This window comes from Bradyrhizobium sp. UFLA05-89 (genome assembly GCF_059803475.1).
This window is the reverse complement of sequence record NZ_JBANBA010000031.1, coordinates 64,036-84,775: the sequence shown is the minus strand read 5'-3', so window position 1 is coordinate 84,775 and position 20,740 is coordinate 64,036. Positions and strand designations below refer to the sequence as shown.

Annotated in this window: 21 protein-coding genes and 1 tRNA gene; 15 read left to right on the top strand and 7 right to left on the bottom strand. The window is 63.5% G+C overall.

Annotation, left to right across the window (positions count from 1 at the left end):
- A partial coding sequence (locus SO139_RS18445; protein ID WP_498540353.1) for an Hpt domain-containing protein occupies positions 1-751 on the bottom strand: 751 nt, incomplete at its 3' end.
- Between the two features lie 75 nt (positions 752-826).
- On the opposite strand from SO139_RS18445, the gene SO139_RS18440 reads away from it, so the two are divergent.
- The 5 genes from SO139_RS18440 (at position 827) to SO139_RS18420 (ending at position 3,854) form a co-directional block, all read left to right on the top strand.
- The gene (locus tag SO139_RS18440) at positions 827-1,144 is read left to right on the top strand and encodes a hypothetical protein (protein ID WP_498540352.1); all 318 of its coding nucleotides are present in this window, start codon (positions 827-829) and stop codon (positions 1,142-1,144) included.
- Positions 1,145-1,431: 287 nt separating this feature from the next.
- Positions 1,432-2,142 (top strand): Crp/Fnr family transcriptional regulator, encoded by a 711-nt coding sequence (locus SO139_RS18435; RefSeq protein WP_449380635.1) that lies wholly within the window; start codon positions 1,432-1,434, stop codon positions 2,140-2,142.
- A gap of 195 nt (positions 2,143-2,337) precedes the next feature.
- On the top strand, positions 2,338-3,045 hold the full coding sequence (locus SO139_RS18430; protein WP_498540351.1) for a Crp/Fnr family transcriptional regulator: 708 nt from the start codon (positions 2,338-2,340) through the stop codon (positions 3,043-3,045).
- Positions 3,046-3,117: 72 nt separating this feature from the next.
- Positions 3,118-3,492 carry an Hpt domain-containing protein gene (locus tag SO139_RS18425; RefSeq protein WP_449380633.1) on the top strand — a complete coding sequence of 125 codons (375 nt, stop codon included), beginning with the start codon at positions 3,118-3,120 and terminating at the stop codon, positions 3,490-3,492.
- A 113-nt stretch (positions 3,493-3,605) separates the two neighbouring features.
- Positions 3,606-3,854, top strand: a complete 249-nt coding sequence (locus tag SO139_RS18420) for a hypothetical protein (protein ID WP_449380632.1) — start codon at positions 3,606-3,608, stop codon at positions 3,852-3,854.
- 43 nt (positions 3,855-3,897) lie between these two features.
- Here SO139_RS18420 and SO139_RS18415 read toward each other — a convergent pair whose 3' ends face one another.
- Positions 3,898-4,509: a LuxR C-terminal-related transcriptional regulator gene (locus SO139_RS18415; RefSeq protein WP_449380631.1), complete on the bottom strand. Its 612-nt coding sequence runs from the start codon at positions 4,507-4,509 to the stop codon at positions 3,898-3,900.
- Between the two features lie 340 nt (positions 4,510-4,849).
- On the opposite strand from SO139_RS18415, the gene SO139_RS18410 reads away from it, so the two are divergent.
- From SO139_RS18410 to SO139_RS18395, 4 genes are all read left to right on the top strand, one after another.
- On the top strand, positions 4,850-6,013 hold the full coding sequence (locus SO139_RS18410) for a hypothetical protein (protein ID WP_449380630.1): 1,164 nt from the start codon (positions 4,850-4,852) through the stop codon (positions 6,011-6,013).
- A gap of 344 nt (positions 6,014-6,357) precedes the next feature.
- Positions 6,358-7,761: an MFS transporter gene (locus SO139_RS18405; protein ID WP_449380629.1), complete on the top strand. Its 1,404-nt coding sequence runs from the start codon at positions 6,358-6,360 to the stop codon at positions 7,759-7,761.
- 108 nt (positions 7,762-7,869) lie between these two features.
- A complete protein-coding gene (locus SO139_RS18400; protein ID WP_449380628.1) occupies positions 7,870-8,280 on the top strand; it encodes a hypothetical protein in 411 nt (136 codons plus the stop codon).
- Between the two features lie 286 nt (positions 8,281-8,566).
- The gene (locus SO139_RS18395; RefSeq protein WP_449380627.1) at positions 8,567-9,781 is read left to right on the top strand and encodes an EAL domain-containing response regulator; all 1,215 of its coding nucleotides are present in this window, start codon (positions 8,567-8,569) and stop codon (positions 9,779-9,781) included.
- A gap of 590 nt (positions 9,782-10,371) precedes the next feature.
- On the opposite strand, the gene SO139_RS18390 is transcribed toward SO139_RS18395, so the two are convergent.
- The 3 genes from SO139_RS18390 to SO139_RS18380 form a co-directional block, all read right to left on the bottom strand.
- Positions 10,372-10,743, bottom strand: coding sequence for a hypothetical protein (locus SO139_RS18390; RefSeq protein ID WP_449380626.1), 372 nt, complete (start codon positions 10,741-10,743; stop codon positions 10,372-10,374).
- A 72-nt stretch (positions 10,744-10,815) separates the two neighbouring features.
- Positions 10,816-12,255: a DUF1254 domain-containing protein gene (locus SO139_RS18385; protein WP_449380625.1), complete on the bottom strand. Its 1,440-nt coding sequence runs from the start codon at positions 12,253-12,255 to the stop codon at positions 10,816-10,818.
- Positions 12,256-12,597: 342 nt separating this feature from the next.
- Positions 12,598-13,458 carry a DMT family transporter gene (locus tag SO139_RS18380; protein WP_449380624.1) on the bottom strand — a complete coding sequence of 287 codons (861 nt, stop codon included), beginning with the start codon at positions 13,456-13,458 and terminating at the stop codon, positions 12,598-12,600.
- Between the two features lie 156 nt (positions 13,459-13,614).
- Between SO139_RS18380 and SO139_RS18375 the strand changes: the two genes are divergently transcribed.
- The 3 genes from SO139_RS18375 (at position 13,615) to SO139_RS18365 (ending at position 16,931) form a co-directional block, all read left to right on the top strand.
- Positions 13,615-14,982 (top strand): aminotransferase-like domain-containing protein, encoded by a 1,368-nt coding sequence (locus SO139_RS18375; protein WP_498540354.1) that lies wholly within the window; start codon positions 13,615-13,617, stop codon positions 14,980-14,982.
- Positions 14,983-15,152: 170 nt separating this feature from the next.
- On the top strand, positions 15,153-15,833 hold the full coding sequence (locus tag SO139_RS18370; RefSeq protein WP_449380623.1) for a hypothetical protein: 681 nt from the start codon (positions 15,153-15,155) through the stop codon (positions 15,831-15,833).
- Between the two features lie 75 nt (positions 15,834-15,908).
- The gene (locus SO139_RS18365; protein WP_449380622.1) at positions 15,909-16,931 is read left to right on the top strand and encodes an LLM class flavin-dependent oxidoreductase; all 1,023 of its coding nucleotides are present in this window, start codon (positions 15,909-15,911) and stop codon (positions 16,929-16,931) included.
- A gap of 53 nt (positions 16,932-16,984) precedes the next feature.
- Here SO139_RS18365 and SO139_RS18360 read toward each other — a convergent pair.
- A tRNA-Ser gene (locus SO139_RS18360) sits at positions 16,985-17,074 on the bottom strand.
- Between the two features lie 605 nt (positions 17,075-17,679).
- Positions 17,680-18,828, bottom strand: coding sequence for an ROK family protein (locus SO139_RS18355; protein ID WP_449380621.1), 1,149 nt, complete (start codon positions 18,826-18,828; stop codon positions 17,680-17,682).
- 338 nt (positions 18,829-19,166) lie between these two features.
- Between SO139_RS18355 and rplU the strand changes: the two genes are divergently transcribed.
- The 3 genes from rplU to SO139_RS18340 all read left to right on the top strand — a co-directional run bounded on the left by rplU (position 19,167) and on the right by SO139_RS18340 (position 20,660).
- On the top strand, positions 19,167-19,553 hold the full coding sequence (rplU, locus tag SO139_RS18350; protein ID WP_449380620.1) for a 50S ribosomal protein L21: 387 nt from the start codon (positions 19,167-19,169) through the stop codon (positions 19,551-19,553).
- Positions 19,554-19,656: 103 nt separating this feature from the next.
- Positions 19,657-19,926 carry a 50S ribosomal protein L27 gene (gene rpmA, locus SO139_RS18345; RefSeq protein ID WP_027523579.1) on the top strand — a complete coding sequence of 90 codons (270 nt, stop codon included), beginning with the start codon at positions 19,657-19,659 and terminating at the stop codon, positions 19,924-19,926.
- Positions 19,927-20,066: 140 nt separating this feature from the next.
- Positions 20,067-20,660: a GNAT family N-acetyltransferase gene (locus SO139_RS18340; protein ID WP_449380619.1), complete on the top strand. Its 594-nt coding sequence runs from the start codon at positions 20,067-20,069 to the stop codon at positions 20,658-20,660.
- Positions 20,661-20,740: the final 80 nt, after the last annotated feature.

The window sequence follows — 20,740 nt, the reverse complement described above, 5'->3', positions numbered from 1 at the left end:
CGCGGTCGCCTTCGGTGACGCTCTCGTCCGCCATCGACTTCTTGGGCGCGGGTTTTGCCTCCTTGGCCTTCGCCTCCTTGGCCTTCGCCTCCTTGGCCTTCGCCTCCTTGGCCTTCGCCTCCTTGGCAACAGGCGCCGGGGCCGCAGCGGCCGGCGCGGGCACCTCGATCGCGGTCTCGCGGAAGGCGCGCTCGAGCTCGTCGAGCGAGACCTCGCCCGGACGCAACGGGCGCTCCAGCGTCTGCTCGATCAGCGTGCCCTGGGTCATCTCTTTGGCGGGCGCGGCCGGGGCTTCCGGCGCGAGCGGCGGCGCGTCGGCAACCGTCGCGGCCCCCGCAGCCGGCATCGACTGCGTCGCGCCGGACATGGCCGCCATGCCCTGCTCGACCATCGCTTCCAGCTTGTCGATGAGGTCGCGGTCGGTGCCCTCGGGCTCGGCTTCGGTCGCCTCGAGCCCGGCCAGAATCTCCTTGATGCGGTCGATCGACGACAGGATCACCGTCACCGCCTCGGCGGTGACCGGCATGCCGTCGCGGAATTTGCCCATCAGCGTCTCGCCGGCATGCGCCAGCGCTTCAAGCCGCGGCAATCCCAGAAAGCCGCAGGTGCCCTTGATGGTGTGGACGAGGCGGAAGATGTTATCCAGGATCTTGGCGTTGTTCGGCTCCTGCTCGAACTTCACAAGCTGATTGTCGACGGTGTCCAGGCTCTCGCTGGTCTCCGTCAAAAACTCCCGCAACAGATCATCCATGAAATACGCCTTACCAACCTTGCCAGGCGGAGGGTGTCGTGGTGACGCCTGATCCGCTTTCTCACAATCGACGCAATGCCCTCCCCTCGATCGTTAGACATCGCATTTCACGGCCGCGTTAATTTCGACCTCCGTGCTAATACGGATATTGAAGACAACTTTGTCGTTCCCGCTGCGCCTCGGCAGCTTTCGACAAAACCGACCGCAGGCGTCGCGGCGACGACGCAAACGGTCGGCGTGCCGCGCAACGCAGAACGCTCCGCAAAAGAAAGCCTCGGCGGTGAAACGCGCTACGCCGGCGCCGCGCGGGTAAAGTCAAATCATCCGCATCCGTCATCGCACGTAGGGCCGGCGATTGCTGCCCCGGCCGCGACGCATGCGATGGGCATTTGAGGTAAACAGACCCTTACCCCATGAACGCATCGGGCGAGGACGCGCTAACCCAATCGCGCGGCCGAGAGAACTCTGCTGGCGCGGCACAGGATCCGATGCGCTCACCCTCCCGGCTGCAAATCAGCAACCGGAGCGCGCTCTCATTTCCGTCGCAAATGTGGCGAGGTGTCCGCGACGTGTATGTGGACCAATACACAACTTATGTTGTATTATGGACCAGCCGTGCACAGCACCACGACACGCAACGCATGGCATGACGACGAACCGCAGCGCCGGATTGATTTCGCATGATTGCAAGCGGTCGCCCGCCCAATCAATTGCTCAGGACGCTCGATGCGGCGGACTTCGCGCTGCTGGAGCCCCATCTCGCAACCGTCGAGCTGGTCAGGGAGATGTCCCTGGGCGTGGACGGAGCTCGGCCAAAGCAGGTCTACTTCCCGCTTCGCGGCGCGGTCTCGACGACGGTCAATCTCGTAGAGGGGCAGACGATCGAGGTGGCGATGCTGGGCCGCGACAGCGTCATCGGCAGCGGTGCGACGCTGGCTGGCTGGACTGCGCTGGCAGACGTCGTCGTGCTGTTTCCCGGCACGGCGGTCAGCCTGGACTGCACCGCATTTCGCGGTATCGCTGACAGAAGCCCGCGGTTCCGTCGCCTGATGGTTCGGCACGAACAGGCGCTGCTGGCGCACGCGCAACAATCGGTGCTCTGCAACACGCTGCATCCGGCCGAAGCGCGCCTCGCGCGCTGGCTGCTGCGTGCCCGCGATCTCTGCGACGGCGCGACCGTTCCAGTGACACAGGAGTTGCTGGCGCAGATGATCGGCGTGCGGCGCAACGCAATCTCGCTGGTGGCGCACTCGTTGCAACGGGCGGGCATCATTCACTACAGCCGCGGCCAGATCGAAATCACGGACTCCCATGCATTGGAGGCAACATGCTGTGCGTGTTACGGCGCGGTGAAGAATATCTATGCGCGGCTGCTGGTATCCGCTCCGTGAGCCAGCAGACTGGTGTCGTGGTGACGCAACTTCATGGGCACGCCGACGTGCACATGAGCTGCCCGCGACCTTGAGGACGCTATATGTCCAATTGCCAACATATCCCGAAAGGCACATGATGCGAGCCACAAAACCCGTGCAAGGGATGGCGAATGCGTGTCAGCGCTTCGCCGCTGGGAAAGACGGGAGGCAGCTATGGAAACGATGGTGCGTCCATCCAATGGTTTCCTGTCTGCTATGTCGGCGGATGATTATGAGTTGATCCGCCCGCACTTGCGCCTCACCGATCTGCCCCACGAGGCCGTACTGGTGGAAGTCGGCGAAACGCTCAAGCGCGCCTATTTCCCGCATCGCGGCGTGATCTCGCTGGTCGTGGAACTCGCCAAGGGCGAGCATGTGCAGGTCGCCATGATCGGCCGCGACAGCCTGCTCGGAAGCTTGTCGGCGATGGGCGATGCGAGTGCGATGAACAGCGCGGTGGTGCTCGTCGGCGGCACCGCCTCGGTGATGGATCTCGACCGGCTGCGGGCGGCGGCCGACCAGAGTTCCTCGTTGCGGACGCTGCTGGCGCGCCACGGGCTTGCGGTCTACGCGCAGGTCCAGCAGACCGCCGGCTGCAATGCCGCCCATCCCGTGGAGTCGCGGCTGTCGCGGTGCCTGTTGCAGATCCACGACCTGTCAGGCGACGTCAGGCTGCTGCTGACCCAGGAAAACCTGGCACAGATGATCGGCGCGCGGCGCAACAGCGTGTCGCTGGTCGCCAACACGCTGCAGCAGGCCAATTTCATCCACTACAGCCGCGGCCACATCCAGATCAACAATCTCGACGGGCTGCGCCAGACCGCGTGCGAATGCTACGCCACGGTGAAGACGCAGTACGACCGGCTGCTTGGGTCGCGATGATCCAAAGGGCTGGCTGCCGCAACCAGGCGTGAAGTTTACACGGCGTAGACATTCAGCGGCTAGAACCGTCGCATGCGCGAAGCTGCCGTCCTGCTGTCTGCCGAATCCTCCCTTGCCGCCGAGCCGGCACGGGATCCCGGTGCATTCGAGGCGCTGGTGCGGGAGATCGGAGAGGACGGGGCCGGCGAGGTCCGCGCCGTGTTCTGGAGCGAGACCGATGCACGGCTAAAGCTGTTCGGCGATCTCACCCTCGCGCAGCAGCGCGCTCGGATCGAGCGCGAAGCCCATTCGCTGAAGAGCGCGGCGCGCACCTTCGGCTATGAGCGGCTCGCGGCGCTCGCCCAGCAGCTCGAACGAGACGCGGCGGCGCTCGACGACGACGCCTACCGCAAGCTGCTGGACGCGATGGCGAAAGCCTACGCCGCAGCGCGCGACGAGGACGTCTGATCCCTCGCGCAAAAATCCCGCCGTACTTCTACGGCTTGGGATTTTCACACATGGCTAATCAACACTTGGCTAATCATAGGTGGCGATAGTCGCGCGAGACCAGGAGGGTTTCCATGTTCACCTATGAAACCGCGGACCAGAAGGAAGTCCGCCGCTTCCGCATCGCTCAGTTCAACGGCCGCATGGCGACGGTGAAATCGGGCGAGGAGACGGTGACCGGCTTCGTGCGTTCCGTGCTGGAACAGGAATCGAGCACCCCGCCGCGCTGGACCATCACGATCATTCCGAGCGCAGCGAAGGACGAGATGAAGCCGCTGCGTCCGAGCTCGCGCCTACGCCCCTTCGCGGACGACTATTACTGAAACCACCCGGCGCCCGGCCCGCCGCAGCTCGTCACAGCCCGCCTCAATCGATCGAATGTAGCAGCGCCGCGCGGACCAGATCCGCGGTGTTGCGCGCCCCGAGCTTGCGCATGGCCTCCGCGCGATGGCTCTCGAAGGTGCGCGGGCTGATCTGCATCCGCAGCGCGCCCTGCTTGTTCGAACAGCCTTCGCTGATCAGCCGCAGCACCTCGCGTTCGCGCCTGGTCAACCGCTTCGAGCCCTGCGGGCCGGAGAGCTCGCTGCCGGCCGCGCGCAGGGCGAGCGCCGTGGGTCCGGCCTTCGCCTCGGCGTCGTCGATCCCTGACACTCCGTTTCGCGGCGCGCCGCCGAGCTGCTTGACCAGCGTGCAGACGCGCTCGGTCTGCGCCAGCGCATTCTCGACCACGCGCTGCAAATAGGCGCGATCGGCGGAGACCGGCGAAAGCTGGTCGCTGTGATGCTTGATCTCGCCCATGTAGAGGAGAAGGGCGGTCAGGGGGCCGTTGAGTTCGCGGGCGATCGCCGTGGCGGTTTCCTCGGAAGCCTTGGCACGGGCGGCGTTCAACTGAGCGAGTTCGAGCTCCTGCGGAGAAGTGCTGCTTTCGTACCAAGCCGACGATCGCGAATCAGCGATCGGATCATTCTGATGCCCCATGCGATTCGTTTAGCGGAACCCGGGGCGAATCGTGGTTAACTTTCTGTTCCGTAAGACTACGGTGATTTTGACGGTTTTGTGCTAGATCTCCGGGCGGTGGCGCAAGTCATGCGTGCCGAGACGCGCAATGGGCCACGCACCGGTTGCAAAACCTGCCTAAATCTCAGCCACCTCATGAAATCCCTTCTTAAGGTCGGAGCGGACGGCGGAAGCCGCGCCGTACGACTTTACCAATTAATTAACAGTGACTTGCTTCTCTGGAGCACAGTTGAGAGCGCGCAAATGCGTCCACGCGACGAACCAGTAACGGTTCCGGAAAAGTTGCGGAAAATTGCGTGCCATGAGCCAGGTCGAACAGCTCTGGGAATTTTTGCAGCGGCTGACACCGCTATCGCGCAGCTGTCTGCTCAGCGAGCTCGAGCGGCTGGAGCTGTGCGGCATCGACATGCCGGGCTCGCCCGACATCCAGGCGAAGCTGCGCGCCGAATTCCGCAAGGACGGATCGACCCAGGCGCGCGCCATCAATCCGTCGCGCCCCTTCTTCGCACCGCTCGAGCTGTTCTTGATGGACGGCGCGCCCGAGCACGCCAATATGGGCCGGATCTCGCGCAACACGCTGACGCCGATCTGGGAGTGGATCTGCCGCGACCTGCTGCCAACCATGGCGCGCGACTACATCAAGGCGATCAACGACCAGGTCGCCGCCAATAAGCCGAAGGACGTGCAGAAGACCGCGACCACGTTCCAGATCAAGGTCGTCAAGGTCCTCGAGAACACGCTCGCCTCGCCCGACGGCACTGAGCTCGCCCGCGCCAAGCTCGGGCAATACACGGCCTCGCGCTTCGCCTTCGACGACGTGACCAAGATGCTGCAGGTGCTGCGCGCGAACGCCGCGCTGGCGAAGTTCAACGAGAAGCTGCCCGAGAAGATCTCGAAATTCGACGACGGCCAGGCGACGCAGATCGCCGCGCGCCTCGACACATTCAGGAAGGCCAATCCGGAGGCGCTGCCCTTTGCGCTGGCGCTGGTGGCGCGCCGGCTGAAGACGCCCTGGCAGCTGATCCGCCTCGCCACCAGGGCCGCGCCGACCAAAACCGCCGCCGATATCGCCGCCACGTCCTATGCCATCACGGTTCCCATGGTGCTCGACCGGCTCGACGACAAGCGCCTCGCGCTCCGGGTCGCGCTCAAGCACAACCGGGTGCTGATCGCACGCGACCTGCTCGCCGAAATCTATGACACCGAATATGCGCTCAAGGTCCGCATCGACGAGATCGAGTCGTCGGAGTGGGGCATCCGCCTCCAGCAATTGATGGACGCGATCGCCGCGCTCGTCGCCGCCGAGGTCAGCCGCTTCCCCGCCAATGTCGGCCACATCCTCGGCTCACGCCGCCTGCGCAACCATGACTCGCTGGCAGGCAAGCTGACCTATCTGGCCTGGAAGGGACGCGATGCCGTGCAGGACGGAGCGGCGGCGTTCCGGAAACTGATCGGGCAGAGCTGAGCTCTGGGGCTAGTTCCGCGGCACGCGCGGCAGGCTCAGGAAACGATCGATAAATCGTCCCGACAGCACGAACCAGAACCACCACGTCATCATACGCCGCATCGTCATTGCTGCGATCCTCACGCAGCCCATCACCACATGACCCCACTCATAGCGCGGGTGCGGCCAGACGCATGTGAGGTACTTCACACTTGGTCCGCCCGGGCGAACCGGGTTCCTCCATAAGTCGAACCCGACGGACGCAATCGTCTTGGAACCGTGACGGCGGCTCGGAAGTTTTTTCGTCAAAACAACCCCATGCACAGTAGGGGCTAGGGGGCGGCCTCCAAGGAAAGGCTCCCGCCATGTCCCTGTCTCATGTCGATCCGATCTCGCTGCCCGACAGCGAGCACCAGCTTCAATTGCGCCGCGCCGTGATCGCCTCCACCATCGGCACCGCCATCGAGTGGTACGATTTCTTCCTCTACTCGACGGTCACCGGCCTCGTTTTCGCAAAACTGTTCTTTCCGCATTCCGATCCGTGGGTTGGCACGCTCGAGGCCTTCGCGATCTATGCCGTCGGCTTCATCGCCCGTCCCATCGGCGCGGCCATCTTCGGACATTATGGCGACCGCATCGGCCGCAAATCGACGCTGATCGCCACGCTGCTCCTGATGGGGCTCGCCACCTTCGCGGTGGCGCTGGTCCCGACCTATGAGAGCATCGGAATCTGGGGCGCGGTCATCCTAACCGTGCTGCGCTTCGTCCAGGGCGTCGGTGTCGGCGGTGAATGGGGCGGCTCGGTGCTGATGTCGATGGAATGGGCACGCAACGATCACTCCCGCGGATTTATCGCCTCCTGGCCGCAATTCGGCGTGCCCTGCGGCCTGTTCCTGGCCAACCTCGCCGTGCTCGCCTTCAGCCAGATGTCCGGCGAGCAGTTCTTGTCATGGGGCTGGCGCGTGCCCTTTGCGCTGAGCCTCATCCTGGTCGGTGTCGGCCTCTACATCCGGCTCGGCATTCTGGAGACGCCGGTGTTTTCCAGGCTGGTCGCGGAGCGCAAGGTCGAGCGCACGCCGATGCTGCAAGTGATCAAGGAGCATCCGAAGGAGATCTTGCTGTCGGCGTTCGCGCGGATGGCCGAGCAGGCGCCGTTCTACATCTTCACCGCCTTCGTCTTCGCCTATGGCGTCAAGACGCTGAACGTGTCCCGCGACTTCCTGCTCACCGCGGTGCTGTGCGCCTCGGTAGTGTCCTTCGTCTCGATCCCGCTGTTCGGCCATCTGTCCGACCGCATCGGCCGCAAGAACATGTACATGATCGGCGCGGCCGTGACCGGCGTGTTCGGCTTCATCTATTTCCGCATGCTCGACACCGGATCGGAGCCGGTCATCTTCCTCGCCATCATCCTGTCACTGATCCCGCATGACATGATGTATGGCCCGCAGGCCGCGCTGATCGCCGAAAGCTTCACCGGGCGCCTGCGCTACAGCGGCGCATCGCTCGGCTATCAGCTCGCCTCCGTCATCGCCGGCGGTCCGGCGCCGCTGATTGCGGCCTGGCTGTTCGGCACCTTCGAGTCGGCAACCGCCATCGCTGCCTATATCGCACTGTGCGCCGTGATCAGCCTGATCGCGACCGCGGCGATGACCGACTACACCGGCAAGAACATCTCGGGAGAATATAGAGCGGGCTACGCTGATGAGGTTGAGGTTGGTTGCGAGCCGCGAACGAAGGTGCGCTCCCTCTTCCGCTTGCGGGGGAGGTGAAGTGAGCCTGCGGCCCGATTGATTCAATCAAAGGCTATCTTGCTCTGGCAGCCGTTTTCGGCAGGCATATGCGTGAAAGGAAGGACCTCGCAAATGAGATCAGTGAGAATGACGTTGACCATGGCCACGTTGCTGGCCGGCGCACTGGCGATCAAGTCCGCGGCCATTGCGCAGACCGCGCCGCCGCCGGGCAATGCCGCGCCGACTGCTGAGGATGCCGTCATGCTCACGGTGTTCTTCAAGCACGATCAGTCGCGCCCGCTGCACGAGCTGAATGCGCAGCTCGAGAGCCAAGGCTACTACAAATCCTTCCCGCCGCCGGGCGTCGAGGTGGTGAGCTGGTACGTCATGATGGGCATCGGCCAGGTGATCACGCTGCGCCTGCCGGCCTCGCGGCTGCGCGAGGTCAACCGCATCATCGAGGACAGCGCGTGGGGACCGTACCGGACCGAGTTCTATCCGACCTATGACTACAAGCCGGTCGGCATGGCCCAGCACGACAAGGCCGCCAGCAAGTAATACCGGCGTTATTCTATGAGGCGACGTCGCGCGCGGTGTCGCCTCATCGCTGGGTCAGGCAAGTTGCCGCTTCGCATGCGCAGCATGCGCGGATATCGCAACGATTGCAGCGCCGCGTGCGCGAGACAAACGAGGGTGTGAAGTCTTCTTCAACGGGATCCATACAATTTTACATATGATGAGGGCTTTAACGTTACCCAAATAATTCAACAATGATGCTGAAGCTCTCCATATTTGGAGCCGCGCTCACCGTTATGAAGTTGTCACGGAACGGGAGTGCTGTGCGATGGACGAGGGGCTGGGCGAGCTCGCCGGACGGAAGACTGTAACCTTTGGACGGCGGAAAGTGACGCCGCGCGCCTGCGTGGCGGACGGCAAGCGGCACCTGCGTGCCTTCATGAGCGAGGTGCTGGAGGATCTCGGCTTCGTCACCAGCGAATGTAGCAATGCCGACGAACTGCGTGGCGTGCTCGCCACGGAGCTCCCCGACCTGATCCTGCTCGGTATTGCCGTCGACGGCATCGAGCCCGGACGATTTCTGGAGATCCTGGTGCGCGAGCAATTCGGCGGCAAGGTCTTGGCCGTCGGCGCGCGCGAGTCGATCATCGTCAAGGCGGTGCAGCAGGTCGGCGAGGAATATGGCCTTGCCATGCTGCCGCCGCTGACAACGCCGTTTGCCGCGGAGACCCTGCGCGACCGCATCGCGATGCTGCTGCCGGACGAGCCCGCGCCGAGCCCCGCCGTGCATGTCGGCGAAGCCTTGCATGCAGGCTGGCTCGAGCTTTGGTACCAACCGAAGATCGACGCGCGCTCCTTGATCCGGTGCGGCGCCGAGGCGCTGGTGCGGATGCGGCATCCGACCTGGGGCGTGGTGCCGCCGGCCTATTTCATTCCGGAGGAGCGCGATCCGCACTTTCGCGAACTGTCCGAGTTCGTGATCGAACGCGCCCTGCAGGACTGGCACTACCTCCTGGAGCGGCAGAGCCCGGTCGATCTCTCGATCAACCTGCCGGCCACTTTCCTGCACGAGCACCAGGCCGTGCGCGATCTTTGCCGGCGCATGCCCGCCCACCCCGCCTTCGGCGGGCTGACGATCGAGATCGAGAGCTCCGAGGTGATCGGGGATCTCGATCTGCTGCTCGACGTCGCCGCCGAGGTGCGCTTTCACAACATAGGGCTCGCCATCGACAATGTCGGCACCAACTGGCCGGAGCTGATGGGGCTCGACCGGTTTCCCTTCGTCAAGCTCAAGGCCGACCGGCATTTCGTCACCGGCAGCAGCTCAGATGCGCTGAAGCGCAACGTGTGCCGTCACATCGTCGAGCTCGCCCAGGATTACGGTGCGCGCAGCGTCGCCGAAGGCATCGAAACCCGCGCCGATCTCGTCGCCGCCAACGAAATCGGCTTCGATCTCGTGCAGGGCTATCTGTTCGGCAAGCCGATGCCGCTGAAGAAATTTGCCAGGAGCGCGCTGACGCGGACGGTGATGGGACAGGGGTGAGGCGGCGGTCTCACCAATCGCCGCGCGAAGGCAGCGCAGACGACGAGCGCGGGCGCTGCGACCACCTCCGAGGCGAAGATCGTATGCCCAAAGCGCGATGGGTTTTGGCTGAATCGATTTGGCACTTGCTTGCTCAACCTCTCCCGCTTGCGGGAGAGGTCGGCGCGAAGCGCCGGGTGAGGGCTCTCTCCACTTGGGGATTATCCGCTGCGGAGACACCCTCTCCCCAGCCCTCCCCCGCAGGCGGGGGAGGGAGCGCACCTAATCCCATCGCGCTCTAGCGGCAGACCCACGCGCCATTGACCAGCACGCGGGCGCAGGTTGGCGCCGCTACGGCGGCTCCTACGGTTGCTGCGCCCACGGCCGCTCCACCCACTACCGCGCGGCGCGTCGTTCGACGCGCGACGCCGGCGACACTTACTGGCGTCGCCGGCCGGCCGACGCGGGCCTGTGCGCTCTGAATCGAGAACGAAAGACCATCTTCTTCTGACCACTGCACAGAGCTTATCGCTGCGCAGGCGATAACGGCACCGGCCAACCACAATTTAGTTCGGTATTGCATGACAGCCTCCTTTGTTGGGTCGATAGACCTACTTCGCCTCTCGCTTCTTGCTTGCCCGCTTGAGCGGGGCTCCGGACGGCGGATTCGCTGGTTCGCCTTCCTGGATACAGGTGAGGAGATCTACATAGCTTTGACTGTCGGCAATTGAAGTCGCCTCCTTTTCGCAGCGATCACGAACCGGACCGGCACTGGCCGACCAGAGAACGACCAGCTGCTGCTGAGCGTTCGTTTCATCGCTCATGCATTGGTCGAAACTCTGCCCCAAAACGATTCCATTCGTCTTGTCATCGGCCGCTGTGGCCTTGCACAGCGCCTCCACATTCAAATGAGGAACGCGATCGGAAACAGGCGTCACCAATTGGCCTCCGAGGAGTGCCGCCGACAACAGCGCGATCTTCATCCTGACCTCCCTCAGGTCCTGCTAAGCCTTGATCTGCTTCCACCAATGCTCCCGTTTGCTGGTCCTTTGCGATCAGCTACTCGCAACCTTCCTGACAGCCGGCGGAGACCAGGAGCCGTTGATAATCGAAGGCCCCTTCTCGTTCGGCCAATACATCCGCAGCATCAGAATGAACTTGCCGGCGGGCGCAGGCAGCCAATTCGACTCCTTGTCCGATCCAGGCGAGTCCTTCTGGATATAAAGGTCGATCGTTCCGTCCGGATTGGGCTTGAGGTTCTGACGGGCACTGATCGAATATCGGTTGATCGGATTGGCGACGAAGAAGTAGTTTTCGTCGTACATCGTCAGAGACCAGAAGCCGCCGACGGGCGGGAGCTGTCCCTTCGGGAAGCGCATCACATACTTGTTGCTGCCGACGTAGTCCTTGCCATCCGCGTCCTTCTGCGACGTCGGATAGCAGGCATCCTGAATGCGGTTGGCGCCGAGCCCGATGGCTGTGACCAGGGCACGATTGAGATAATCGGTGCCGTAGACGCCCGTCTGCGAGTCAAATCCCCAGCCGTTGGTGTTTCTGATGGCCTTGTTGACCTTGAACTGGATCATGATGCGGTCGAACGCGACTTGCGGGATGCGCTTCGCAAACGCAGCGTCGAGCTTGCCGGCATCAAAATCCTTGCCCGGAACGAGGCCGATCTTCGCGAATTTGGCGACCTCGGCAGCGTCAGCCGCCACCGGCGGATTACGCTTCATGAGTTGTGCCAGAAGGCTGAAATAGGCAGCAGCGTCCATGCGGTTGACCTGATCGCGCACCGCGGTCTTCATGTCGATCGACGGATCGACCTTGCCCGGTGGGGACGTGTAGGGCTTCCCATAAGCGCTCAGGGGAACGAGCTTGAACTCATCCTGAGCGGCGTGCACCGCCGCGTAGTCCTCGGGTGTGCCGGTACAGTAGATGCGACCCAAGATCCATACGATGCTGGTGGGCGACTTGTATTCCTTGACGCCGGCAGGGAGCGTGCCTTTCCAGCCGGGCCCGGTGATCGCATAGGTCTGTGCTTTGGTACCTGTCGTACGTTTGCCGGGGACCTGGAACACGTTTGTCCAGCCATCGAGCATTGGGAACAGGAAATAGCGGTCCTTCATGTCGGGCATACTGAGCACCCACGGCTCGTCTCCCACATCGATAAACGCACTGGTGTAGAGCGTGTCGGCATTCGGAGCCGTCACATCCCGGAAACTTGCATCGGGATACGACCGCAGCTTGATGAGCTGCCCCATGGGCCCGCGCGTGCCCTCGACCGAGGCCGCATTGGTTATGACCCGCCGCGTGATCTCCATTGTCACGAGCGGATAGCCAAAGACATAGGCATCGGTGGCAAGCCAGAAGTCTTCGCCACCCTCGACCGCATTAAGCAGCGGACCGTCGTAGTCCGCTCGGCTTGATGAGAGTGAAAGCGCCGAGAACGCGGTCCCCAGAGTGGCGGACAGCAGATTACGCCGAGTGATGGTCATGACGCTGCTCCTAATGACTCTGGGTCTCGTGAATTCAATTGACTATGGACGCTCCAGCAACGATGGGCGGATTTCTGTCAGTCGCGCGAGAATGCCGATCACTGCTCCACCAGCGAGACGAGAGGGGCGATACTTGCTATGCGGATGCTGTTACCGTCATTGCGAAAATGGGGCATGCGATGCATCAAGGGAGATAACTCTCCCCATGCAATGAGCCTCGGAGTGCCAGAACAGGCGTTGATCCAGATCAACGTCGATGATCGCATCGCGATGGCTTCAGATCGCGGTGGTCCGAATGAAGGCGCTGACGCCTACGGTGACGGGACAGCGCCGAGATCGGCCTCATGCAAATCTTCGGGCAAAGGCGACGCAGACAATCACGAGCAGGGTGGCTACGATCATGCTCCACGCCACCGGCTCGTGCAGGACCAGGCCGGCCAGAGCGAGCCCGAAGAACGGCTGAAGCTGTTGCAGTTGGCTGATGCTGGCGGTGCCGCCGAGGGCGAGGCCGCGATACCAGAACACGAAGCCGACGAACATGCTGAAGACGGAGACGTAGGCAAGGCCGATCCAGGCCGGCGCGCCGATGCCGTCCCATGTTGGCGGCAACGATAGGATCGCGACCGGCAGCATCAGCGGCAGTGCGAGAATGAGCGCCCATGAGATGACCTGCCAGCCGCCGAGCCGGCGCGACAAAGTCGCGCCTTCGGCGTAGCCGAGGCCGCAGAGCAGGATCGCGGCGACCATCAGGAGATCGCCGCGGAGCGAGCCCGCGCCGCTACCCGACAGCGCAAAACCCGCGACCGTCGCGCTGCCGAGGATCGAGAACAGCCAGAACGGCAATCGCGGCCGCTCGCCGCCGCGCAGCACGGCGAAGATTGCGGTCGCAAGCGGCAACAGGCCGATGAAGACGATCGAATGCGCCGAGGTGATGTGCAAAAGCGCCAGCGCGGTCAGCAGCGGGAAGCCGACCACGACGCCCAGCGAGACGATGGCGAGCGAGGCAAGGTCTTTTCGCGCGGGTCTTTGCTGACGAAGCAGGGCAAGCAGCGCCGCTCCCAACAGCGCGGCGACCACCGCGCGCGCCGAGGTCAGGAAGGTTGCGGAAAAGCCGCCGACCGCGACGCGCGTCGCCGGCAGCGAGCCACTGAAAATGACGACGCCCAGAAGTCCGTTGCCCCATCCGTTGCCGGCCGATTGCATGTCGCCTCGCTTTCGCGCGGTCGACCTTGGCCTTTTGAGGGTGGCGAGACCAGCGACAATCCCATACAATCTGGCCAAACTGTATCAGTATGGAAGCCCATACACTTGGACGAGCTGACGCAAAGCAGAGGCCGCGGGGCACGCACTACCGACGTGATGCGCGCCATCCGCGCCAAGGTCGCGGGCCGCGCCCTTGCCCCCGGCGACCGCCTGCCTTCGATCCGCAAGCTGGCCGCGAGCATGGGCGTGTCGCCCTCCACCGTGGTGGAAGCCTATGATCGCCTGGCAGCCGAGGGATTGATCCGGGCGCGTCGCGGCTCCGGCTTCTACGTCTCCGCGACAACAATGCCACCGCTCGCGCTCGCCGATGTCGAGCCGCGCCGCGACCGCGCCGTCGATCCGTTCTGGGTCTCGCGGCAATCGCTCGATGCCGATTCAGCCATGCTCAAGCCCGGCTGCGGCTGGCTGCCGGCGGACTGGATGCCGGAGGCGGCCTTGCGCCGCGCTTTTCGCGCGATCGCCCGTAGCGATGACAGCGTGCTCTCGGACTACGGCTCTACGCGCGGCTCGCTCGCGGTGCGCCGCTATCTGCTGGCGCGCTTTGCCGAGGACGGCATCGAGGCCTCGATCGACCAGCTCGTGCTCACGGGCTCGGGCACGCAAGCAACCGACCTCGTCTGCCGCTTCCTGCTGCGGCCCGGCGACACCGTGCTGGTCGACGACCCCTGCTACTTCAATTTTCGCGCGCTGCTGCGCGCGCATCAGGTGAAGATCCTTGGCGTACCCTATACGGCGTCGGGTCCGGACGTCGCGCGCTTCGAGGCGATCCTCGCCGCGGAGCGGCCGCGCCTCTACATCACCAATTCCGCGCTCCACAACCCGACCGGCGCGACGCTGTCGCTGCAAACCGCGCATCGCGTCTTGAGCGCCGCCGCGGCCCATGACCTGGCAATCATCGAGGACGATATCTTTGCCGATTTCGAAACGGAGCGGTCGCCGCGCCTTGCCGCCCTCGACGGCCTCGCCAACGTCATCCGCATCGGCAGCTTTTCCAAGACGCTCTCCGCCTCGGTACGCTGCGGTTATATCGCAGCAAGGCCCGACTGGATCGAGCATCTCGTCGACCTCCAGGTCGCAACCAGCTTTGGCGGCCCGAGCCCGGTTGCGACCGAAGTGATCGCGAAGGTGCTCGCGGGCGGCAGCTACCGCAAGCACATGGAGGAGCTCCGGCAAAAGCTCGGGCGCACGCGGCGCGAGGCGGCGCGCAAGCTCGGCGCGCTCGGCCTCGAGCCGTGGCTGATGCCGCGCGGCGGATTTTTTCTGTGGTGCCGCCTGCCCGACGGGCTGGATTCGACGCAAGTCGCGCGCGCCGCGCTCGCCGAAGACGTGGTGCTGGCGCCGGGAAACGTGTTCAGCGTGTCGCAGTCGGCCTCAAATTTCCTGCGATTCAACGTGGCGCAATCGACGGAGTCCCGCATGTGGGACGTCATGCGGCGAGCGTTGGACGTGCAAACACGTCAATAGGGCTCGCCGATAGGTCCGGCACGCCAAAGATACAGGTTGCTCGGAAATAGCTTCGCAACCTATGCTGCGCTCCGCGTCAGATCCTGAATATGTCGCCTCCCGCGCGTCGGCGATCATGCAGCGTTGCAAGAGAGCGATGCCGATGCCCGCAATCGCATGGATTTCCGACAATGACCGATGGAGTCATTGGTGTATTGGTCACAGTCTTGTCGACGGGCGCGCTGGTCGCGCTCGTCAATCAACTGTTTCTCCTGCCAAAGACGCGAGCGGAAGCGCGAAAACTCGATGCGGAAGCGCGTCAAATCCTGAAAGCATCCGATCTCGATGAAGCGGTGAAAGCGCGCGATCCGCGATTGCCCACCGGCTGGTTCGCCTTCGGCGATTCGTTCGTCGATTATGAAATGGGCGTCGATGACCAAGCGCAATATCATGGCAAGGCCAGCGGTTACATCAAATCGCGAAGACCGCCGCGAGGGTTTGGCAGCCTCTCGCAAGCTTTCAAGTCGGACAGGTATCGCGGCGTTCGCCTCCAGATGACGGCGTATGTCAGAACCGCAAATGTCGATGGGTGGGCCGGCCTCTGGATGCGCGTCGATGGCTCCGACGGAACGATTACGATCGACAATATGCAGGACAGGCCGATCCGCGCGACCACCGGCTGGACGAAATACGCCGTCGTTCTGGACATTGCCAAAAACAGCAGGAACATCGCATTCGGTGTCCTCCTGTGTGGGACGGGGCAGGTCTGGATCGCTGACGTCGAGTTCAAGGTCGTGGGCAAGGAGGTCCCGGTCACGGACGCTTCGCCCAGCTATTCGGATGAGCCGATCAACCTGGACTTCAGGATGTGACGGTCCGGATCCTGTCGCGCTCGTGAATATCCGTGCATTGACGATCGCAAACCAATCCGGCCATAGACTGCCCTCATGAAAAAGATCGGCTTTCTCTCGTTCGGGCACTGGACGCCCTCGCCGCAATCGCAGACCCGCTCGGCTGGGGATACGTTGTTGCAATCCATCGAGCTTGCCGTCGCGGCGGAAGAGCTCGGCGCGGACGGCGCCTATTTTCGCGTCCATCATTTCGCGCGCCAGCTCGCTTCGCCCTTTCCGCTGCTGGCGGCGGTCGGTGCGAAAACCAGCCGCATCGAGATCGGCACGGCAGTGATCGACATGCGCTACGAGAATCCGCTCTACATGGTGGAGGATGCAGGTAGTGCCGATCTGATCGCCGGCGGACGGCTGCAGCTCGGCATCAGCCGCGGCTCGCCGGAGCAGGTGATCGATGGCTGGCGCTATTTCGGTTATCAGCCGGCCGAGGGCGCTGATGACGCCGACATGGGCCGGCGCCATGCCGAGGTCTTCCTCGATCTCCTGCGCGGCGAGGGTTTTGCAAAGCCCAATCCGCAGCCGATGTTTCCAAACCCGCCTGGTTTGCTGCGCCTCGAACCCCATTCGGACGGCCTGCGCGAGCGCATCTGGTGGGGTGCCGGCTCGAACGCCACCGCCGTCTGGGCGGCCAAGCTCGGGATGAACCTGCAAAGCTCGACGCTGAAGAACGACGAGACCGGCGAGGCCTTTCACGTTCAGCAGGCGGCGCAAATTCGTGCCTACCGCGCCGCCTGGAAGGAGGCCGGCCACGTCAGAGTGCCCCGCGTCTCGGTCAGCCGCAGCATCTTCGCGCTGATGGATGATCGCGACCGCACCTATTTCGGGCGTGGCGGCGAATCCGAGGACCAGATCGGCTTCATCGACCCGCAGACGCGCGCAATCTTCGGCCGCAGCTATGCCGCCGAGCCGGACGTCCTGATCGAGCAGCTCCGCAAGGATGAGGCCATTGCCGAGGCCGACACGTTGCTGTTGACCATCCCCAACCAGCTGGGCGTCGCCTACTGCGCCCATGCGATCGAAGCGATTCTCAAGCACGTCGCCCCGGCGCTTGGGTGGCGGTGACGCCGCGCGTTCAAAGACCTATAGGCGGACGGCTTACCGGAATCTCGTGCGGCTGGCGGAGAGGGAGGGATTCGAACCCCCGATAGGCTTGCACCTATGCCGCATTTCGAGTGCGGTGCATTCAACCACTCTGCCACCTCTCCTGAAGGCGCCAAATCGGGGTAGCCCCGTGCGGTCGGGGCGTGTTCTAGGCGAGGATGGCCGGCCAGACAAGGCGGGCGGGACGAAAATCCCTGGCCTCGTGGTTGGTGCGCGCAGGAAAGACGCGGCTGAAACCGGTCCGAGAGCCGGTTTCGCGCCGATTTGCGTGGTCCTGTGCCGGCGCCGGGTTTGGGCGCTCAGTCTGCGAACGGGGCGCCGAGCACGGCGAAAGCCGTCAGCAATACCGGCAGCGTTCCCAGGACGATAACAGTGATTCGAAACACCAGATCATTCCCCATGCGGTAATACTAGACCGGAGAAAACGGGTGCAAAGTGCAGATTGTGCCAAAACTTCCCGAACCCGACAGAGGGCGCAGTCGAGCTACACGAACGCGAATCAAATTGGCCGAGATAGAGCGCGCCGGCGCAGCGGCGGCCCGACGGGTGGGACCGCCAGACGCGGTAAACACTGGCGGTCCCGTTGCCGCTCATTGAAATTGCAGGCCGAGAAGGGCGGCTTCGCCGGCCCGCGTGAGGCGACGGATGGACCGTAACGACCGCGCGGCGTGCCGCAACGCAATCCGTGCCTTAACCTAACCGGTCAAGGTTACTCCCTGTCGTTGTGCCTGCTTTCCTTGTTGTTTTCCTTTTTCTTCTTCCCGTTATCCGGCGAGTCACGGTCCTTGACGCTGCCAGCCTCCCTGCGGCGGTTGGTGAAGCGCGCATTGCCGAGTCCGGTGCCGATGGTGAGCACGCCCCAGCGCTCGACATCCTGCATGAAAGGCACCTCGGAGAGCCCCTGCACCACGCCGTCATTGTGCATCAGGATCGCGGTGTCGTGCTCGCCGATGACGGGGATGCCTTCGACGAGGCTCGCTGGCAGGTTGAACTTGCTGCTCTCCCAATTGCCGGGAAGATTTTGCGCACCTTTCTCGATCGAGCCATCCTCATTGATCACGCCGGGACAGGCGATGCCGATGAACGGCGCGAGCTTCAGGCCCTCGGTGTCGGCCTCCGCGATCAGCTCCTTCAGCATCTTGGTGAGCCGCTTCACCGCGCCTTCCCGGGTCGGCTCGTCGTCGGCGTGACGCCACAGATCGGACTTCCAGACGCACGCCTTGGAGAGGTCCTTCGCCTTCTTCCAGCGGTTCTCGACCACGCCGCAGCGGATATTGGTGCCGCCGATATCGACCGCGAGGATGCTGTCATGGGCCTCGAAAATCCAGGACGGCGCCAGATGCAGCGCGCCGATCAGGGCCGCCTCGTCCGGGTGGAAGCGGATCGGCAGCATGTCGCCCTTGAAACCCTCGGCCTTCAGGATGATGTCGGCGCGGGCGATCGCGAGTTCGCCCAGGCGGCTGTCGCGAAAACCGCCGCCGACCACGATGCGCTCGGTCTTCGCCCAGGCTTTCGTCTTCAGGAAACGACGGGTGACGTAGGCGAGCTCCTGGGCAAAATCCTCGATCGCGCTGTGCACCACGGCGGAGGCCTCGGTGTCGTCGCCGACCAGCATGTCATCCAGCGTCTTCTTGCTGATCCGGTCCGACGGCTCGTCGCCAAAGGGGTCCTCGCCGGTCTTGCGCAGCGGCTTGCGCCAGTGGTCCAGGATGGCCCGGAATGCGCTTTTGCTGGCGCGGTCGCCGAGAAAGCCGTCCTCGTCCTTCAGCTCGACGTTGAAACTGTCGACGTCCACCGACGGCAGCCGGGCAGCGCCGTGCTGCGCGATTCCCGTCGTCAAGACCAACTCGTCTGCCATGGAGCCCTTGCCCGCTTTGAAATTCGGGATGACAACGGCGGCGGAACCCGTTGGTTGCAGGTTCGGCCAATTATCGGATGCCGGCCGGGCCTGACGGCAAAAGCCGCCCAAATGCTTCAAATTCGGGGCCTTTTTGACCTGGTTTTCCTTGACTCCGAGCGTTCGGCCGCTATAAGTCCCCCAGCCGGCGCGGGGCGTTTCTCGCGCCGCTTGTTTTTGCGTGGATTTTGAGGGTCATACCCCACCCGCGCAGAATGCTGAAAACCCATAGCGACTGACAAAAAGCCGGCCCGGACGAAAGTCCGAAAGGCCGGGATTGAACACGAAGGAAGAGAACGATGTTCGCAGTCATCAAAACCGGCGGCCGGCAGTACCGCGTCGTTCCGGATGATGTCCTGGAAATTGGCAAGATCGCCGGCGAAGTCGGCACGATCGTGCAGCTGAGTGAAGTTTTGCTGGTCGGCGGTGACGCGCCGGTCCTGGGTGCCCCGACGGTTGCGGGCGCCTCCGTGGCAGCCGAGGTGCTCCAGCACAAGCGCGGGCCGAAGGTCATCGCGTTCAAGAAGCGCCGCCGCAAGAACTCGCGCCGCAAGCGCGGCTATCGCGACGAGATCACAGTGCTCCGCGTCACCGAGATCCTGACCGGCAACGCCAAGCCCACCAAGGGGCCGCGTCCGAAGAAGGAGAAGGTGGCCAAGGAGTCGGCAAAGGAAGCCGCTGAATAGCGAAACTTTGATCACGCCAATTCACGAATTGATGCGTGAGAAAAAGTGAAATGATTCCGTCAAGGAATTGATCTAGAGATACGCAGGATTTCGGAGACGAGCCATGGCTCACAAAAAAGCAGGCGGTTCATCGCGCAACGGACGCGATTCGAAGGGCAAGCGCCTCGGCATCAAGGTGTTCGGCGGGGAGCATGTGATTCCCGGCAACATCATTGCGCGCCAGCGCGGCACCACCTGGCATCCCGGCCTTAATGTCGGCATGGGCACTGACCACACTCTGTTCGCCAAGGTTGAAGGCCGCGTTGCGTTCCAGGCTAAAGCCAACGGCCGCACATTCGTATCGGTGCTTCCGATCGCAGAGGCGGCTGAATAATACGGTGGATCAAATTGGAGTCCGCCGGGTCCTGACCAAACCGGCGGAGTCCTTGAGATCAAGAGATCGAAGGCTCCAGGGGAGGCGGGAAACCGGCCTCCCCTTTTCGTTTCGACTTAAAGTCTTTGACGGAGCCGGACATGTTGCAGGACTTTTCGAGCACGACCTTGCGCGAAGCGAGGCCCGATGTCGTCGCCACCGAGCGGCTGACCTTGCGCAAGCCGACGCTCGCCGACGTCAAGGCGATCGCGCGCCTCGCCAACGACCGCCGCATCGCCGAGAACACGCGCCGCCTGCCGCACCCCTATTCGCACGACGACGCCGTGGAATTCATCCGCGCCACCGCAGAGCTCGGCAGCGAGACCGTGTTCCTGATCGAGCATGACAATGCGCCCGTCGGCATGATCGGGATCGACTGCTCGATGCCTGACAATGCCGAACTCGGCTACTGGCTCGGCGTCGAGCATTGGGGAAAGGGCTTTGCCACCGAGGCTGCGCGCGGGGCAATCGACTTCTTCTTCGAGGAGTTCGGGGAAGGCCATCTCTACGCCGGCGCGCGCGTCACCAATCCGGCCTCACGCAACGTGCTGGAAAAGTGCGGCTTCCAGTGGAGCGGCGTCCAGTTGCATCGCTTCTACGCGCTGGGATCCTCGACGCCCGTCGACTGCTTCCGCCTGTCGCGCGGCGTGTGGTCCTCGCTGAAGAGCTGGAGCAGTGCGCGAAGGGTGAGGTAAGGCGCGAGCGGCATCAAATCCTCCGCCGTCGTCCCGGATCTGCGCTCGCTTGTCCGGGACGACGATTTTTCTTTGCGTCT

What these genes read in the sequence shown, in the direction of transcription:
- SO139_RS18425 (WP_449380633.1), top strand. Translation starts at nt 3,118, where the DNA reads ATGCGCGAAGCTGCCGTCCTGCTGTCTGCCGAATCCTCCCTTGCCGCC.
- SO139_RS18400 (WP_449380628.1), top strand. Translation starts at nt 7,870, where the DNA reads ATGACGTTGACCATGGCCACGTTGCTGGCCGGCGCACTGGCGATCAAG.
- rpmA (WP_027523579.1), top strand. Translation starts at nt 19,657, where the DNA reads ATGGCTCACAAAAAAGCAGGCGGTTCATCGCGCAACGGACGCGATTCG.
- SO139_RS18340 (WP_449380619.1), top strand. Translation starts at nt 20,067, where the DNA reads ATGTTGCAGGACTTTTCGAGCACGACCTTGCGCGAAGCGAGGCCCGAT.
- SO139_RS18420 (WP_449380632.1), top strand. Translation starts at nt 3,606, where the DNA reads ATGTTCACCTATGAAACCGCGGACCAGAAGGAAGTCCGCCGCTTCCGC.
- SO139_RS18390 (WP_449380626.1), bottom strand. Translation starts at nt 10,743, where the DNA reads ATGAAGATCGCGCTGTTGTCGGCGGCACTCCTCGGAGGCCAATTGGTG.
- SO139_RS18435 (WP_449380635.1), top strand. Translation starts at nt 1,432, where the DNA reads ATGATTGCAAGCGGTCGCCCGCCCAATCAATTGCTCAGGACGCTCGAT.
- SO139_RS18430 (WP_498540351.1), top strand. Translation starts at nt 2,338, where the DNA reads ATGGAAACGATGGTGCGTCCATCCAATGGTTTCCTGTCTGCTATGTCG.
- rplU (WP_449380620.1), top strand. Translation starts at nt 19,167, where the DNA reads ATGTTCGCAGTCATCAAAACCGGCGGCCGGCAGTACCGCGTCGTTCCG.
- SO139_RS18380 (WP_449380624.1), bottom strand. Translation starts at nt 13,458, where the DNA reads ATGCAATCGGCCGGCAACGGATGGGGCAACGGACTTCTGGGCGTCGTC.
- SO139_RS18410 (WP_449380630.1), top strand. Translation starts at nt 4,850, where the DNA reads ATGAGCCAGGTCGAACAGCTCTGGGAATTTTTGCAGCGGCTGACACCG.
- SO139_RS18375 (WP_498540354.1), top strand. Translation starts at nt 13,615, where the DNA reads ATGCGCGCCATCCGCGCCAAGGTCGCGGGCCGCGCCCTTGCCCCCGGC.
- SO139_RS18365 (WP_449380622.1), top strand. Translation starts at nt 15,909, where the DNA reads ATGAAAAAGATCGGCTTTCTCTCGTTCGGGCACTGGACGCCCTCGCCG.
- SO139_RS18370 (WP_449380623.1), top strand. Translation starts at nt 15,153, where the DNA reads ATGACCGATGGAGTCATTGGTGTATTGGTCACAGTCTTGTCGACGGGC.
- SO139_RS18395 (WP_449380627.1), top strand. Translation starts at nt 8,567, where the DNA reads ATGGACGAGGGGCTGGGCGAGCTCGCCGGACGGAAGACTGTAACCTTT.
- SO139_RS18355 (WP_449380621.1), bottom strand. Translation starts at nt 18,828, where the DNA reads ATGGCAGACGAGTTGGTCTTGACGACGGGAATCGCGCAGCACGGCGCT.
- SO139_RS18415 (WP_449380631.1), bottom strand. Translation starts at nt 4,509, where the DNA reads ATGGGGCATCAGAATGATCCGATCGCTGATTCGCGATCGTCGGCTTGG.
- SO139_RS18440 (WP_498540352.1), top strand. Translation starts at nt 827, where the DNA reads ATGCCCTCCCCTCGATCGTTAGACATCGCATTTCACGGCCGCGTTAAT.
- SO139_RS18405 (WP_449380629.1), top strand. Translation starts at nt 6,358, where the DNA reads ATGTCCCTGTCTCATGTCGATCCGATCTCGCTGCCCGACAGCGAGCAC.
- SO139_RS18385 (WP_449380625.1), bottom strand. Translation starts at nt 12,255, where the DNA reads ATGACCATCACTCGGCGTAATCTGCTGTCCGCCACTCTGGGGACCGCG.